Annotated in this window: 13 protein-coding genes, 3 tRNA genes and 1 other annotated feature; of the genes, 15 read left to right on the plus strand and 1 reads right to left on the minus strand. The window is 42.8% G+C overall.

The window, feature by feature from the left end; all coding sequences use genetic code 11:
• The first annotated feature begins 310 nt into the window (after positions 1–310).
• From gdhA to PGR14_RS06430, 13 genes are all read left to right on the plus strand, one after another.
• Entirely contained in the window at positions 311–1645 is a 1335-nt protein-coding gene (gene gdhA, locus PGR14_RS06370) for an NADP-specific glutamate dehydrogenase (RefSeq protein WP_055157580.1), read from the plus strand.
• A 267-nt stretch (positions 1646–1912) separates the two neighbouring features.
• Positions 1913–1985 (plus strand) — tRNA-Val (locus tag PGR14_RS06375).
• Positions 1986–2091: 106 nt separating this feature from the next.
• A tRNA-Met gene (locus PGR14_RS06380) sits at positions 2092–2165 on the plus strand.
• Positions 2166–2547: 382 nt separating this feature from the next.
• The gene (locus tag PGR14_RS06385) at positions 2548–3081 is read left to right on the plus strand and encodes a hypothetical protein (RefSeq protein WP_055246601.1); all 534 of its coding nucleotides are present in this window, start codon (positions 2548–2550) and stop codon (positions 3079–3081) included.
• Positions 3082–3084: 3 nt separating this feature from the next.
• On the plus strand, positions 3085–3636 hold the full coding sequence (ispF, locus tag PGR14_RS06390; protein ID WP_008374755.1) for a 2-C-methyl-D-erythritol 2,4-cyclodiphosphate synthase: 552 nt from the start codon (positions 3085–3087) through the stop codon (positions 3634–3636).
• A 37-nt stretch (positions 3637–3673) separates the two neighbouring features.
• On the plus strand, positions 3674–4804 hold the full coding sequence (locus PGR14_RS06395) for a GNAT family N-acetyltransferase (protein WP_055246599.1): 1131 nt from the start codon (positions 3674–3676) through the stop codon (positions 4802–4804).
• Between the two features lie 60 nt (positions 4805–4864).
• Positions 4865–5105 (plus strand) — a binding site (T-box leader).
• 52 nt (positions 5106–5157) lie between these two features.
• Entirely contained in the window at positions 5158–5832 is a 675-nt protein-coding gene (gene epsC / locus PGR14_RS06400; protein ID WP_008374760.1) for a serine O-acetyltransferase EpsC, read from the plus strand.
• Between the two features lie 20 nt (positions 5833–5852).
• Positions 5853–7259 carry a cysteine--tRNA ligase gene (gene cysS, locus PGR14_RS06405; RefSeq protein WP_055157591.1) on the plus strand — a complete coding sequence of 469 codons (1407 nt, stop codon included), beginning with the start codon at positions 5853–5855 and terminating at the stop codon, positions 7257–7259.
• Positions 7244–7711, plus strand: a complete 468-nt coding sequence (locus PGR14_RS06410; RefSeq protein ID WP_055157593.1) for a Mini-ribonuclease 3 — start codon at positions 7244–7246, stop codon at positions 7709–7711. Before cysS ends, PGR14_RS06410 begins: the two co-directional genes overlap by 16 nt.
• A 1-nt stretch (position 7712) precedes the next feature.
• Positions 7713–8462, plus strand: coding sequence for a 23S rRNA (guanosine(2251)-2'-O)-methyltransferase RlmB (rlmB, locus tag PGR14_RS06415; RefSeq protein ID WP_055260992.1), 750 nt, complete (start codon positions 7713–7715; stop codon positions 8460–8462).
• A 12-nt stretch (positions 8463–8474) separates the two neighbouring features.
• Complete coding sequence (locus PGR14_RS06420; protein WP_156339406.1) at positions 8475–9113, plus strand: sigma-70 family RNA polymerase sigma factor; 639 nt, start codon at positions 8475–8477, stop codon at positions 9111–9113.
• 72 nt (positions 9114–9185) lie between these two features.
• A tRNA-Thr gene (locus PGR14_RS06425) sits at positions 9186–9258 on the plus strand.
• 206 nt (positions 9259–9464) lie between these two features.
• Positions 9465–11129: a glutamine--tRNA ligase/YqeY domain fusion protein gene (locus tag PGR14_RS06430; protein WP_055246595.1), complete on the plus strand. Its 1665-nt coding sequence runs from the start codon at positions 9465–9467 to the stop codon at positions 11127–11129.
• 93 nt (positions 11130–11222) lie between these two features.
• Here PGR14_RS06430 and PGR14_RS06435 read toward each other — a convergent pair whose 3' ends face one another.
• A complete protein-coding gene (locus PGR14_RS06435) occupies positions 11223–11555 on the minus strand; it encodes a hypothetical protein (protein ID WP_055157596.1) in 333 nt (110 codons plus the stop codon).
• Positions 11556–11805: 250 nt separating this feature from the next.
• Between PGR14_RS06435 and cls the strand changes: the two genes are divergently transcribed.
• Together cls and PGR14_RS06445 are read left to right on the plus strand one after the other, a co-directional pair.
• Positions 11806–13392 (plus strand): cardiolipin synthase, encoded by a 1587-nt coding sequence (gene cls, locus PGR14_RS06440; protein WP_172676493.1) that lies wholly within the window; start codon positions 11806–11808, stop codon positions 13390–13392.
• A 219-nt stretch (positions 13393–13611) separates the two neighbouring features.
• The gene (locus PGR14_RS06445; protein WP_055157598.1) at positions 13612–14895 is read left to right on the plus strand and encodes an adenylosuccinate synthase; all 1284 of its coding nucleotides are present in this window, start codon (positions 13612–13614) and stop codon (positions 14893–14895) included.
• Positions 14896–14921 lie beyond the last annotated feature (26 nt).

Here is a 14921-nt window from a genome sequence, read left to right on the forward strand (position 1 = left end):
ACGGGAAATCTGGCATAAAATGCTTCGAATGAGACGAAAATGCAAGATTGTCGACACGAACTTGCAAAAAAGAGAAGAAGTATCAAGAAAAAAAATGAAAATCAGCTGTATTTGAAACAAAAATGTAGTGGAAATTCATAAAAATTGAAAAATATGAAAAAAAATCTTGACACAGGCGCCTGAATGCTTTACTCTGTTAAAGAACAAAGGTGTTCCGGAGGGACAGACATTTGTTTGTCCCTCTTTTTTTAGCAAAGAAGTGTGCAAAGTCACATTTTTGTAAAAGAACATTCAGGAGGTATTGAGTAGTATGTCTTATGTTGATGAAGTAATTGAACTTGTAGTAAAGAAAAACCCAGATGAACCAGAATTTCATCAGGCAGTAAAAGAGGTTCTGGAATCTCTTCGTGCAGTTGTAGAAGCTCATGAAGAAGAATACAGAAGAGACGCTCTTCTTGAAAGACTCGTTGAGCCGGAAAGACAGATCAAATTCCGCGTACCGTGGGTAGATGATAAAGGTCAGGTTCAGGTTAATACAGGATACCGTGTACAGTTTAACAGTGCAATTGGACCATATAAAGGAGGATTGCGTCTTCATCCTTCAGTAAATATCGGAATTATCAAATTCCTTGGATTCGAACAGATCTTCAAAAACTCTCTGACAGGTCTTCCGATCGGTGGAGGTAAAGGTGGATCAGATTTCGATCCGAAAGGAAAATCAGATCGTGAAGTTATGGCATTCTGCCAGAGCTTTATGACAGAGCTTTGCAAATATATCGGAGCAGACACAGATGTACCGGCCGGAGATATCGGAACAGGTGCAAGAGAGATCGGATATATGTACGGACAGTACAAGAGAATCCGTGGATTATCAGAAGGTGTTCTTACAGGTAAAGGACTCAGCTATGGTGGATCCCTTGCACGTACAGAAGCTACAGGATACGGACTTCTGTATTTTACACGCGAAATGCTCAAACTTGCAGGAAAAGACATCGCTGGCAAGACAGTTGCTGTTTCCGGAGCCGGTAACGTTGCTATTTACGCAATTGAAAAAGCACAGCAGCTGGGTGCAAAAGTTGTAACATGCAGCGACTCTACAGGATGGGTTTATGATCCGGAAGGAATCGATGTTGCAGCACTGAAAGAAATCAAAGAAGTGAAGAGAGCAAGACTTACAGAATACAAGAATTACCGTCCAAATTCAGAATATCATGAAGGACGCGGTGTATGGTCAGTAAAAGTTGATATCGCTCTTCCTTGCGCAACACAGAACGAACTTCATCTTGAAGATGCAAAACAGCTTGTTGCAAACGGATGCATTGCAGTAGCAGAAGGAGCTAACATGCCTACCACACTGGAAGCTACACAGTATCTGCAGGAGAACGGTGTAATATTCGCACCTGGTAAAGCTTCTAATGCAGGTGGTGTTGCTACATCAGCACTTGAGATGTCACAGAACAGCGAACGTCTCAGCTGGACATTCGAAGAAGTTGATGCAAAACTTCAGAACATCATGGTAAATATCTGCCATAACGCAGCAGACGCAGCAAAACGTTATGGAGCAGAAGGAAACTATGTAGTAGGTGCTAACATTGCCGGATTTGAAAAAGTTGTAGACGCAATGCAGGCTCAGGGAATTGTATAAGACATATCCTCTATGTAAAATATAATCAGAAAGATCTTCGGAGCAATCCGGAGATTTTTCTGATTTATGCGAAAATGTTGAATGATATAGGTTGTGTGGGCGGTCGCTGGAAAAAGAATCCAAACGATTCTTTTTCCGGCGCTTGTCTGTTCAATGGTATCGAATGAAAAATGGTAAAAATAAAACAAAAAAATGAAAAAAATAGTTGACATTTAGAAGTAGATAATTGTATAATAACGAAGTCGGTTGTAAAACGGACGAACACATGGGATCATAGCTCAGCTGGGAGAGCATCTGCCTTACAAGCAGAGGGTCATAGGTTCGAGCCCTATTGGTCCCATTTCGCGAGAAAGTTTTTTAAAGTCGAAAACATTGAACGCGAAATGTGACGAGCACTTCGTGCGATGCACACGGCTCTGAAGAGCTGGCACAAAAACATATTATATGGCGGGATAGCTCAGTTGGCTAGAGCACGGGGTTCATACCCGCGGTGTCGCTGGTTCAAATCCAGTTCCCGCTACTACAAGAAGGAGTCCTTGTGTGGGGCTTCTTTTTGCGTTATATCTATATTATCATTCATGAAAACGCTGAATATCATTTGCCATATTCCAACTTTTATACTCAAACTATAAAATTCACAAATATTAAACTACAAGCGATCCATTGCCTTAAAATTTCCCAACAAAGTACCCCTCCAATACAAAAGCCATTGATAAATCCCCAATTGCATAGGTGCTTAAACTCAACATTTCCCAGGCAGTCGCTCCCAAGCGCTGCCGTTTTCTCCTCCTGCGTCCCCTCTGAACCCGCTCCATTTCGTCTGTATCCCAACAAAACCTATGCAATCCCCCCAAGATGTGATAAAATATCCCTAGATTACGACAAAACGGAGGAATTTTCATATGACATCTAAGACAAAGCAGATCATCATGGCTGCAATCGGCGCATATCTGGTATATACCGGCATTTCACTTGTGCAGGACACAATTGTCGGAGAACCGAAAAACCAGATCCTTTTTATTCTGGTCGGAGTATTTTTTGCACTGTTTGGACTGGCTACGATTATCTGGAATATAAGAACAATCGTAAAAGAGACAAAGGCAGAAATTCAGGGTACAACTGCAGGGGCAGAAGAAAACGAAGATGACGAAGAAGCGGCAAAAAAGGTTTCTTCAGGGAAAGGAGTTGCAGACGTTCATGTAGGAGCTGATACAAAAGAAGAGAAGTCTGCGGATAAAGAGGAAAGGAAAGAAACAGCTGCTGAAGAAAAAGCGGAAGACGTTGAAAAAGAGAAAAAGAAAGCAGAAGATGATACAGAAGCGGTAAAAGACGAAGAAAAGAAAACTGTGGAGGAAAAAGAAGATAAGAAAGCAGAAGATGTGCCGGAAGAAAAGAGCGACAAAAAAGCAGATGCCAGACAGGAAGGAGAAGTGTAGAAGATGCGTGTTGGAATGGGATATGATGTTCATAAACTGACAGAAGGAAGAAAGCTGATCCTTGGTGGGGTGGAGATCCCATACGAAAAGGGGCTTCTTGGACATTCGGATGCAGACGTACTTCTGCATGCAATCATGGATGCCCTGCTTGGGGCGGCATCACTTGGAGATATCGGAAAGCATTTTCCGGATACAGATCCTGCATACAAAGGAATTTCCAGTATTAAGCTTCTGGAGCATGTAGGAAAGCTGCTGGATGATCATATGTATGTAATTGAGAATATTGATGCGACGATCATTGCGCAGAGACCGAAGATGCGCCCACATATCGAGCAGATGGAAAAGAATATTGCAGAAGCACTGCATATTGAAACGAATCAGGTAAATGTCAAGGCAACGACGGAAGAAGGTCTTGGATTTACCGGAAGTGGGGAAGGAATTTCTTCCCAGGCAATCTGTGCAATCGAAAAACTGACTAATTTCAGCAGTGTAGACGTAGCAGCACCTGCAGGTGGCTGCGCAGGCTGTGGAGGTTGTGCAGCAAGACAGATGTAGATCAAGTCTGAATAGAAAGGCACGGCGAAAAAGTAAAATGAAGATACTGAAAAAACTGAAGCCGGAAGAACGTGGGCTTACAAGAACACTGTGGGAACAGGTATTTACAGAAGATACGAAAGAATTTCTGGACTATTATTACACAGAAAAGACGAAGAATAACGAAATCTATGTGATTGAGACAGATCACGATATCCGGGCGATGATGCAGCTGAATCCTTATGTAATACAGATGGGGAAAAAGGCAGTAGAGAGCAGATACATTGTTGCAGTTGCAACAGAGCCTCTTTATCGGCACAGAGGTTATATGGCAGAATTATTAAGCAAGACAGCAAGAGATCTGTATCAGCAAAAAATGCCATTCTTTTTCCTGATGCCCGCAAGTGAGAAAATTTACTATCCACATAATTACCGGTTTATTTATGCAGCCGATGTGTGGAGTGCAAAAGGAACAGACGGGGAAGAACTGACAATACAGAAGATCGTGGAATTGCAGAACGATTCCGGCGTGAGACTCAGAAAGGCAGAGGAAAAAGACTGTAAAAAGCTGGGGGATTTTGCGGAAGAAGTTCTGGAAAAACAGAAAATACAGGTATATACCAAGCGGGATGCAGCTTATTATATGCGCCTTTTGAAGGAAGAGGAAAGTGAAAAAGGCGGAATCCTGATCGCAGAGCAGGATGGAGAGATGCGAGGAATCCTTGTTTTTGATGAAGAAGATGGGCTTGCAGTAAGAGAACCATTGATCCGAAAGGGATATGAAGATGTTTTTGATAAGGCAGGAGTCATCCTCAAAAAAGAAGAAAAGAAAAAACCGTTGATCATGGCACGGCTTTTGAATGTAGAAAGTCTTCTGTCTTCAATGGTGTGCAAAGAAGAGATGGATCTGGAGTTTGTTCTGTATGATCCGATTATCCGGGAGAATAACCGTCTGTTTATGCTAAAAGGCAATGAAGAACATCTTGTAGTCCGGACAAGGACAGCACACACCGGCAAAGATGATGCTGTGCAGAAGATCAGTATTGATGCGCTTACATCGATTGTATTTGGCTATAAAGAGCTGGAAAAGATTGAAGAGGAAGAAAAGGAGATCTTTTCAGCAGAATTCAAAGAAGAAATCAGTAAATTGATGCCGTTTTCTCCTGTTTTTATCAACGAGATTGTCTGATAAGCGGGTTGACAAAAAAGAAAAAATCGCATACTATATGTACTAGATATGAATAAAACTGAAAAGACGGAGAACGAAAAGAGTAGTTATCCTCAGAGTTCCATCAGAGAGGATCTGTCATCGGCTGAAAGCAGATCCGGGAGCAGGGATGATGAAGTGCATTCGGGAGTTGACCGGGCGAACGTGAAAGTGAAGATTTTACAAGTAGCCGGGTACGTGTGGCAGACGTTACAGGCCGTGAGAGAAAAGCAGGATAACTGCTTTTAATTTAGAGTGGAACCGCGGAAACTTCGTCTCTTTTTGAGACGGAGTTTTTTAATTTCACAGGAAATTCCAAATCAGAGGTGAATGAAATGGGAGTTATTTCCTATATCAAAGAAGAAATCAAAGTAGTAAAAGAACGAGATCCGGCAATCAAATCGGATATAGAAGTACTTCTGTATCCAAGTTTTAAGGTAATGCTTCATTACAGGATTGCACATAAGCTGTATCTGAAAAAGCATTATTTTCTGGCGCGCTGGGTATCGCAGCGTGGTGTAAGAAAAACAGGAATCGAGATCCATCCGGGAGCAACCATTGGAAAAGGACTTTTCATCGACCATGGAAGCGGCGTTATCATCGGCGAGACTGCAATCCTGGGCGATAATATTACACTGTATCAGGGGGTAACCCTGGGTGGTACAGGAAAAGAGCAGGGCAAGCGCCATCCAACGCTGGAAGACAACGTCATGGTCAGTGCCGGTGCGAAGGTCATCGGTTCCTTTACGATCGGAAAGAATTCCAAGATCGGAGCAGGATCTGTTGTTATCGAGGAAGTACCTCCGAACTGTACCGTTGTCGGTGTCCCGGGAAGAATTGTACGCATGGGTGACCAGAAAGTTCCGAGTGCTGACCTGGATCAGATCCATCTGCCAGATCCGGTATTGAATGATATCCGTCAGCTTCAGACTGACAATATCCGTCTGAAGAAAGAGCTGAAAGCATTGAAAGAAAAACTCGCGAAAGAAAAAATAATCGAGGAAGCATAGAAAAAAGAAGGAGTAGCTTTATGAAAGTATTTAACACACTTACGAAAAAGAAAGAAGAATTCGTTCCTCTGGAAGAAGGAAAGGTAAGAATGTATGTCTGCGGACCGACCGTATACAATTACATCCATATCGGTAATGCAAGACCGATGATCGTATTTGATACCGTCCGCCGTTATTTTGAATACAAAGGATACGATGTCAATTATGTATCGAACTTCACAGATGTGGATGACAAGATCATCAAAAAGGCAATTGAAGAACAGGTATCCGCGCAGGAAATTTCACAGCGCTATATTGCAGAGTGCAAAAAAGATATGGCAGGAATGAATGTAAAACCTGCAACCAAGCATCCGCTTGCTACAGAGGAGATCTGCGGTATGGTAGAGATGATCTCTGAACTGATCGACAAGGGTTATGCTTATGAAAAGAACGGGACCGTTTATTTCAGCACAAGAAAATTCAAAGACTATGGAAAATTATCCCACAAGAATCTGGATGATCTCCGTTCCGGTGGACGTTCTCTTCTGGTAAGCGGTGAGGATGAAAAAGAAGATCCGCTGGATTTCGTACTCTGGAAGCCGAAAAAAGAAGGAGAACCTTTCTGGAAGTCACCTTGGTCAGATGGACGTCCGGGATGGCATATTGAGTGTTCTGTGATGTCGAGGAAATATCTTGGTGAACAGATTGATATCCATGCAGGTGGAGAAGATCTGATATTCCCACATCATGAAAATGAAATCGCACAGAGTGAAGCCGCTAACGGTAAAGAATTTGCAAGATACTGGATGCACAATGCATTCCTGAACATTGACAACCGCAAGATGTCAAAATCACTCGGAAACTTCCGTACGGTAAGAGAGATCAGCGAGCAGTATGATCTCCAGGTGCTTCGTTTCTTCATGCTGAGCGCACATTACAGAAGCCCGCTGAACTTCAGTGCAGAGCTGATGGAAGCATCCAAGAACGGTCTGGAGAGAATTCTCAATGCAACCGATAATCTGAAACATCTTATCGCTTCAGTGGCAGCAGAAGAGATGAGTGCCGAAGAAAAAGAAGCATTTTCAAAAACTGATGCATATGTAGAAGAATTTGAAAAAGCAATGGATGATGATTTCAATACAGCAGACGCAATCGCAGCAATCTTTGAACTTGTAAAATATGCAAATACCACTGCGACAGCAGAAAGCTCAAAGGAATATCTCCGGGGATTACTGGACAGAATCGTAAAACTCGGTGATGTTCTTGGACTGATCCTGGATAAGAAGGAAGAACTTCTGGATGCAGATATTGAGAAATTGATCGAAGAGCGTCAGGCAGCAAGAAAAGCAAAAGATTTTGCAAGAGCCGATGCGATCCGTGACGAGCTTCTGGAAAAGGGAATTATCCTGAAGGATACCAGAGAAGGAGTACAATGGAAAAAAGCGTAGAATTTGAAATTGCTGACTATATAAAAGAAGTGCTTGAGATGAAAGAGGTGGAGCCGGAAGGCTATTCACCTCTTACCCTGGCTTATATAGGGGACAGCATTTATGATCTGATCATCAAGACAAAGGTGATCAGCGAAGGAAATAAACAGGTAAAAAAATTACATCAGGAGACAAGCAGTATGGTGCAGGCGTCTGCCCAGTCAGAGATGATGCGTGTCCTTCAGCCATTGCTTACTGAAGAAGAGCATGCTGTTTACAGAAGAGGCCGAAATGCTAAATCAGTATCGCCGGCAAAGAACCAGTCACTGACCGATTACCGACGTGCAACCGGATTTGAAGCGTTGATGGGATGGCTTTACCTGAAAAGAGAATGGAAAAGAATGGCAGATCTGATCAAGATCGGTCTGGATCACTTAAGCGAATGCGAAGAAGAAAAGAAGCAGGAGAAATAGAATGGAAGAAAAAAAGATGAACAGTCAGCAGATCGAGGGAAGAAATGCAGTAATGGAAGCATTTCGCTCCGGGAAACCGATTGACAAAGTATATATTCTTGACGGATGTCAGGACGGACCGATCAGAAGTATCGTAAGAGAAGCAAAAAAGCATGATACGATCCTGAATTTTGTAACCAAAGAACGTCTGAACCAGATTTCAGAGACCGGAAGACATCAGGGGGTCATTGCACAGGCAGCGGCTTACGAGTATGCGCAGGTGGAAGATATGCTGGAGCTTGCAAAACAGAAAGGGGAAGATCCTTTTCTGATCCTTCTGGACAATATTGAGGATCCACATAATCTCGGCGCGATCATCCGTACTGCCAATCTTGCAGGTGCGCATGGTGTGATCATTCCGAAGCACCGCGCAGCAGGTCTTACTGCAACCGTTGCAAAGACATCAGCAGGTGCGCTGAATTACACACCGGTAGCAAAAGTTACCAATCTGGTGAAAACCATGGAAGAACTGAAAGAAAAGGGACTCTGGTTCGTCTGTGCAGATATGAATGGGGATGTGATGTATCGCGTGAATCTGAAAGGACCGATTGGTCTGGTGATCGGAAACGAAGGCGAAGGTGTTGGACGTCTGGTAAAAGAAACCTGTGATATGACGGCAGCCATTCCGATGAAGGGAGATATTGACTCCCTGAATGCGTCTGTGGCAGCAGGTGTCCTTGCCTATGAGATCGTGCGTCAGCGCATGAGTTAGGAAAATCGGAGAATGAAAATGGATCTGGGGAAAATGACGGATGAGCAGCTGATTGAACTGCTTCGGGAAGGTAAGACCGAGATCACGGATTATCTGATGGAAAAATACAAAGACATGGTACGCAAACAAGCGCGTGCCATGTATCTGTGGGGCGGAGAAAATGACGATCTGATCCAGGAGGGGATGATCGGTCTTTTTAAAGCGGTGCAGGATTATGATCCGAAAGAAGGTGCAAGCTTTTCAAGTTTTGCCGGACTTTGTGTGTCACGCCAGATGTATACGGCGATTAAGGCTTCACAGCGGAAAAAACATCTGCCGCTCAATTCCTATGTGTCGATTTACGCATCTGCCAGTGACAATCCGGAGGAGAACGGGCTTTCTATAGTAGATACGATCGAAGCAGGGAAAGAGAGTAATCCGGAGCTGATGATTCTTGGAGAAGAGTATACGAATGCATTTGAAGAGGAACTGAAAGAAAAATTAAGTAAGCTGGAGCGAAAGGTGCTGTATCTTCATTTGCAGGGAATGGAATATATGAATATTGCAGAATTTATGGACAAAAGTCCGAAGACGATCGACAATGCCCTGCAGCGGATCAAAGCGAAAGCACGCCAGCTTCTGGAAGAAATGCGCCGGTCTGAAAAAAAGTAAAAATATAGTTTTAAAATTGTTGACAAGCAAAGCAGTGATATGCTATATTAAATGAGTCGCGAAAATGCGCAGGCTGCCTTGGCTCAGTCGGTAGAGCGTCGCCTTGGTAAGGCGGAGGTCGGCGGTTCGATTCCGCTAGGCAGCTTATATATTTAAGAAGCAGAGTTGTATTTCCGGTTGGAAGGTACAATGTCTGCTTTTTTTTCACTTGTCCGTGTGTGGAAAGTGTGATAAACTAAAGGACATGAATCAAAACTGTCCACAGGACAATGATTGAGATGCATGACAAGAAAAAGACTGCCATATAATGGCAGATTATGAAGTAATAGAGAGATGCGAGGAGGAACTTCAATGGCAGAAGAAGCTGTATCAAAGAATTTTATAGAACAGGAAATTGAAAAAGATCTTGCAGAAGGCGTATACGATCATGTATGTACCCGTTTTCCACCGGAACCGAATGGATACCTTCACATCGGACATGCAAAGTCTATCCTTTTAAACTACGGACTTGCACAGAAATATAACGGAACATTCCATATGCGTTTTGACGATACCAACCCGACAAAGGAAAAGACAGAGTTCGTAGAATCCATCAAAGCCGACATCAAATGGCTGGGTGCTGACTGGGGAGATCACCTTTACTTTGCATCTGATTATTTTGATCAGATGTATGAGTATGCAATCAAACTGATCAAGAAAGGAAAAGCTTATGTCTGTGACCTGACAGCGGATCAGATCCGTGAGTACAGAGGAACTCTGACAGAGCCGGGAAAGGACAGCCCGTACCGTGACAGAAGTGTGGAAGAGAACCTGGAGCTTTTTGAAAATATGCGTGCAGGCAAGTATGCAGACGGAGAGAAGGTTCTCCGTGCGAAGATAGATATGGCATCACCGAATATCAATATGAGAGATCCGATCCTCTACCGTGTAGCCCGTATGACACATCATAATACCGGTGATAAGTGGTGCATCTACCCGATGTATGACTTTGCACATCCGATCGAGGATGCAATCGAAGGAATCACTCATTCTATCTGTACACTGGAATTTGAAGATCACAGACCGCTTTATGACTGGGTAGTAAGAGAATGTGAATTTGCAAATCCACCGCGTCAGATCGAATTTGCAAAATTATACCTGACGAACGTAGTTACAGGAAAGCGTTACATCAAGAAACTTGTAGAAGATAAGATCGTAGACGGATGGGATGATCCGAGACTGGTTTCTATCGCAGCACTTCGGCGCCGTGGATTCACACCGGAATCTATCAAGATGTTCGTTGACCTGTGTGGAGTTTCCAAAGCACAGAGCTCTGTAGATTATGCAATGCTCGAGTACTGCATCCGTGAGGATCTGAAGCTTAAGAGAGCACGTATGATGGCAGTTCTTGATCCGATCAAGCTTGTGATCGATAACTATCCGGAAGGACAGATTGAATATCTGGATGCACCGAATAATCTTGAGAATGAAGAACTTGGAAGCCGTCAGCTTCCATTTGGAAGAGAGCTTTATATTGAGAGAGAAGACTTTATGGAAGAGCCTCCGAAGAAATATTTCCGTCTGTTCCCAGGCAACGAAGTACGTCTGATGAATGCTTACTTTGTAACTTGTACAGGATTTGAAAAGGATGAAGATGGTAATGTAACTGTTGTACATTGTACTTATGATCCGGAGACAAAGAGCGGTTCCGGATTCACAGGAAGAAAAGTAAAAGGAACGATCCACTGGGTAGAGGCAAGTACAGCACTTCCGGCAACCGTAAGACTGTATGAGAATCTGATCGACGAAGAAAAGGGTGTCTACAATAAAGAAGACGGTTCCCTGAACCTGAATCCGAATTCTCTTACAGAGAAAGAAATCTTTGTAGAATCAAACTTTGCAGATGCAAAAGCATATGAAAGCTTCCAGTTTGTACGTCAGGGATATTTCTGCGTGGATTTTCATGATTCGTCTAAAGAACATCTGGTATTTAACAGAATCGTTTCGCTGAAGAGTTCGTTTAGACTTCCAAAATAACGGAATGGTAATAAAAGACCCGGTAAGAAAAATAAATTTTCTTCCGGGTTTTGTTTTATGCAGAAAATGATAATCTGCAAGAAAAGTGCTTTTTTAAATTTCTTCAGAAGCAGGGGCGGATTCTTCGGAATCATCTTCCTGCGTCTGGGAAGCTGCTTTTTCTGATTCGGTTTCTGCATCTTTATTTTTTTCTACAGGCTCTTCAGAAGCTTCTTCTTTTGCAGATGTTGGCGTAAGAGTTGTGTAACCACGCTCAGGCACTTCGCCAAGATCATCATCCAGTTCAAAATCATCCTCTTCAAAAGAGTCATCGAACTCGTCTTCCGGTTCTTCATTATGTCGGTTCTTTAACCAGTAATATGCACCGGCACCAGCTGCGCCTGCGGCAGTCAGTCCGAGCAGGATTTTACCAAAATTTTTAGCCATGTTGCTGCTCCTTTCTTGATCTCGTCCTGTCAGATATGGCAGATGAGATAGTTCGTCATGAAATATAGTATACATGAATAATTTTATTGTAATACTTTTATTTGAAAAGGGAAAGTAAAATATTTATAAAAGAACCAGAAAAACAACAAAAATAAGGAAGTGTTGTACGATTATAAGCAGCGGGAATGTTGTGAAAGAATAAAAATTGTGTTACGATATACAATAGTATCTAAAGAGAGGAAGACCGCGCATGAGAGAAATTACAAAATACCATGATACCAGTAAGACAGTCAAAGAACGTGCCAAGAACAAATTATTTGGTGCAGTGTACAGCCATACTGCAATTATTCTTTTACTAATCCTTCTTCAGATTGGTATTATGGTCCTCACTTTTACATATCTGGGAAATTACAGTACCTATATGAACGGAGTGATGTCCCTTCTCTCCTTTATTACAGCGATTTATATTTTTAATGAAAAAGGGAATCCGGCGTTTAAGATGACGTGGATCCTGTTTGTGTTCCTTGTCCCGGTGGTTGGAGTTGGATTTTATCTGTTTACAAAAGCAGGGATCGGAACCAAATATCTGGGTGCCAGACTGGAGAAGCTTCGAGTGGAGACTGAACCTTATATGCAGCAGAATGAATATGTTGTCCATGCGATGAAAGGTGGAAGGGTTGCGAATGCCAATCTGTCACATTTTCTTTATAACCAGGTGGGATTTCCGACTTATGGGAACTCACAGGCACAGTATTTTCCACTGGGAGATGACAAATTTCCGATTCTGATCGAGGAATTGAATAAGGCAGAAAAATTTATTTTCATGGAATATTTTATTATCGGAGAAGGATATGTGTGGGACACTGTCCTGGAGGTCCTGCGTAAAAAGGTGAAAGAGGGCGTGGAAGTACGCCTGATGTATGACGGAACCTGCAGTATCAGCCTTTTGCCGTATGAGTATCCGAAGCAGCTCAGGGAATATGGAATCCAGTGCAAGGAATTTGGACCGATCGTACCCATCCTTTCTACCAGCCAGAATAACCGGGATCACCGGAAAATCTGTGTGGTTGACGGAAAGGTTGCATTTACCGGAGGTGTCAATCTGGCAGATGAATATATCAACAAGAAAGTCCGGTTCGGACACTGGAAAGATACAGCGATCAAAATCGAAGGCGATGCCGTGCAGAGTTTTACCATGATGTTCCTGCAGATGTGGAATATTACGGAGAGACAGCCGGAGGATTATGCAAAGTATCTGACAGAAAAGCAGCCGGGGTTCAGCCGCAAAGACGGTTACATCATCCCATATGGAGACAGTCCGTTTGACCATGAGAATGTAGGAGAAGAAGTGTATTTTCACATCCTGAATCATGCCAAGAAGTATGTGCATATTATGACACCGTATCTGATCCTGGACAATGAGATGATTGATGCGCTGACAAGAGCTGCAAAAGGTGGAATAGAAGTGCAGATTATTATGCCACATATTCCGGATAAGCCGTATGCATTTTATCTTGCGAAGACTTATTATGAGGAACTGATCGCAGGCGGGGTAGAGATCTATGAATATACGCCTGGATTTGTCCATGCGAAAGTATTTACTTCAGACGATGATACGGCGACAGTAGGCAGTATCAATCTGGATTACCGTAGTCTTTATCTGCATTTTGAATGCGGTGTTTTCATTTACCGCAATCCGGTGGTGCGTGATATTGAAAAAGATTTCCAGGAGACCCTTGCAAAATGCCAGAAGGTGACGATGACGGAGGTCAGAAACCGGAGCACTTTTGTGAAAATATATGGTCAGGTTTTAAGAATTGTGGCACCGCTGATGTAGGAAAACACTCAGAGAGCAGTAAAATCAAGAAAAATGCGGAATTTTCGGGAAGTAGCTGAAAATAAGAGTGTACTTTTTATTTGAAATGTAGTATAATTCAATCGGTGTCTTTATAAGGGACATTGATTATATTTATAAGTAGGAGTTATCCCGATGAAAAGAGGGATGACACTGTGGAGATATTTCACAGATAGCCAAGAACACGCAGGAGGATTTATTATGGTTAAAGCAGTAGTAGGTGCGAACTGGGGAGACGAAGGAAAAGGTAAGATCACAGATATGCTTGCCGAAAAAGCAGATATTATCATTCGTTTCCAGGGTGGAGCAAATGCCGGACATACAATTATCAATGATTACGGCAAATTCGCTCTTCATACATTACCGTCAGGAGTTTTCTACGGACATACAACCAGTATCATCGGCAATGGTGTCGCTGTAGATATCCCGGTTCTTTTCAAGGAAATCCAGTCAATCATTGACAGAGATGTTCCGATGCCGAAGATTCTGGTGTCAGACCGTGCACAGATGGTGATGTCTTATCACAAGAATTTTGATGCATATGAGGAAGAGAGACTGGGCGGAAAGTCGTTCGGATCTACAAAGTCTGGTATTGCACCGTTCTATTCAGACAAGTATGCAAAGATCGGTTTCCAGATCAGCGAGCTTTTTGAAGACGAAGCTGAACTTAGAGAAAAGGTAAATCGTGTAGCAGAGCAGAAGAATGTTATGCTGGAACACCTTTATCACAAACCGTTAATCAATCCTGATGATTTATATAACGAACTGATGGAATACAAAGAAATGGTAGCACCGTATGTATGTAACGTTTCTCTGTATCTTGACGAAGCCCTCAAGGAAGGAAAAGAAATCCTTCTTGAAGGACAGCTTGGAACATTAAAGGATCCGGATCATGGAATTTACCCAATGGTAACTTCTTCTTCTACACTGGCAGCTTATGGTGCGATCGGTGCTGGAATCCCGCCGTATGAGATCAAACAGATCGTTACAGTATGTAAAGCATACTCAAGTGCAGTAGGAGCAGGTGCCTTTGTAAGTGAGATTTTTGGCGAAGAAGCAGATGAACTTAGAAGACGCGGTGGAGACGGCGGGGAATTCGGCGCAACAACCGGTCGCCCGAGACGTATGGGATGGTTTGACTGTGTAGCATCCAAATATGGATGCCGTATGCAGGGAGCTACAGATGTAGCATTTACTGTTGTTGATGTACTTGGATACCTGGATGAAATTCCGGTATGTGTAGGATACGAGATTGACGGAGAAGTTACAACAGAATTCCCGACAACACATCTTCTTGAGAAAGCAAAACCAGTATTCAAGACACTTCCGGGATGGAAATGCGACATCAGAGGAATCAAGAAATACGAAGATCTTCCGGAGAACTGCAGAAACTACATTGAGTTTATCGAAAAAGAAATCGGATATCCGATCACAATGGTTTCTAATGGACCGGGAAGACATGATATCATCTTCAGAAATAAATAGGAATATAAAAAAGGGCGTGTGAAAAA

The sequence above is a fragment of the Coprococcus sp. AF99-45 genome (assembly GCF_027663865.1).
GTDB classification, from domain to species: Bacteria; Bacillota; Clostridia; order Lachnospirales; family Lachnospiraceae; genus Allocoprococcus; species Allocoprococcus comes.

Coding starts and splice junctions, on each gene's coding strand:
- PGR14_RS06430 (WP_055246595.1), top strand. CDS start 9,465: ATGGCAGAAGAAGCTGTATCAAAGAATTTTATAGAACAGGAAATTGAA.
- epsC (WP_008374760.1), top strand. CDS start 5,158: ATGGGAGTTATTTCCTATATCAAAGAAGAAATCAAAGTAGTAAAAGAA.
- PGR14_RS06410 (WP_055157593.1), top strand. CDS start 7,244: ATGGAAAAAAGCGTAGAATTTGAAATTGCTGACTATATAAAAGAAGTG.
- rlmB (WP_055260992.1), top strand. CDS start 7,713: ATGGAAGAAAAAAAGATGAACAGTCAGCAGATCGAGGGAAGAAATGCA.
- PGR14_RS06395 (WP_055246599.1), top strand. CDS start 3,674: ATGAAGATACTGAAAAAACTGAAGCCGGAAGAACGTGGGCTTACAAGA.
- ispF (WP_008374755.1), top strand. CDS start 3,085: ATGCGTGTTGGAATGGGATATGATGTTCATAAACTGACAGAAGGAAGA.
- PGR14_RS06420 (WP_156339406.1), top strand. CDS start 8,475: ATGAAAATGGATCTGGGGAAAATGACGGATGAGCAGCTGATTGAACTG.
- gdhA (WP_055157580.1), top strand. CDS start 311: ATGTCTTATGTTGATGAAGTAATTGAACTTGTAGTAAAGAAAAACCCA.
- cysS (WP_055157591.1), top strand. CDS start 5,853: ATGAAAGTATTTAACACACTTACGAAAAAGAAAGAAGAATTCGTTCCT.
- PGR14_RS06435 (WP_055157596.1), bottom strand. CDS start 11,555: ATGGCTAAAAATTTTGGTAAAATCCTGCTCGGACTGACTGCCGCAGGC.
- PGR14_RS06445 (WP_055157598.1), top strand. CDS start 13,612: ATGGTTAAAGCAGTAGTAGGTGCGAACTGGGGAGACGAAGGAAAAGGT.
- PGR14_RS06385 (WP_055246601.1), top strand. CDS start 2,548: ATGACATCTAAGACAAAGCAGATCATCATGGCTGCAATCGGCGCATAT.
- cls (WP_172676493.1), top strand. CDS start 11,806: ATGAGAGAAATTACAAAATACCATGATACCAGTAAGACAGTCAAAGAA.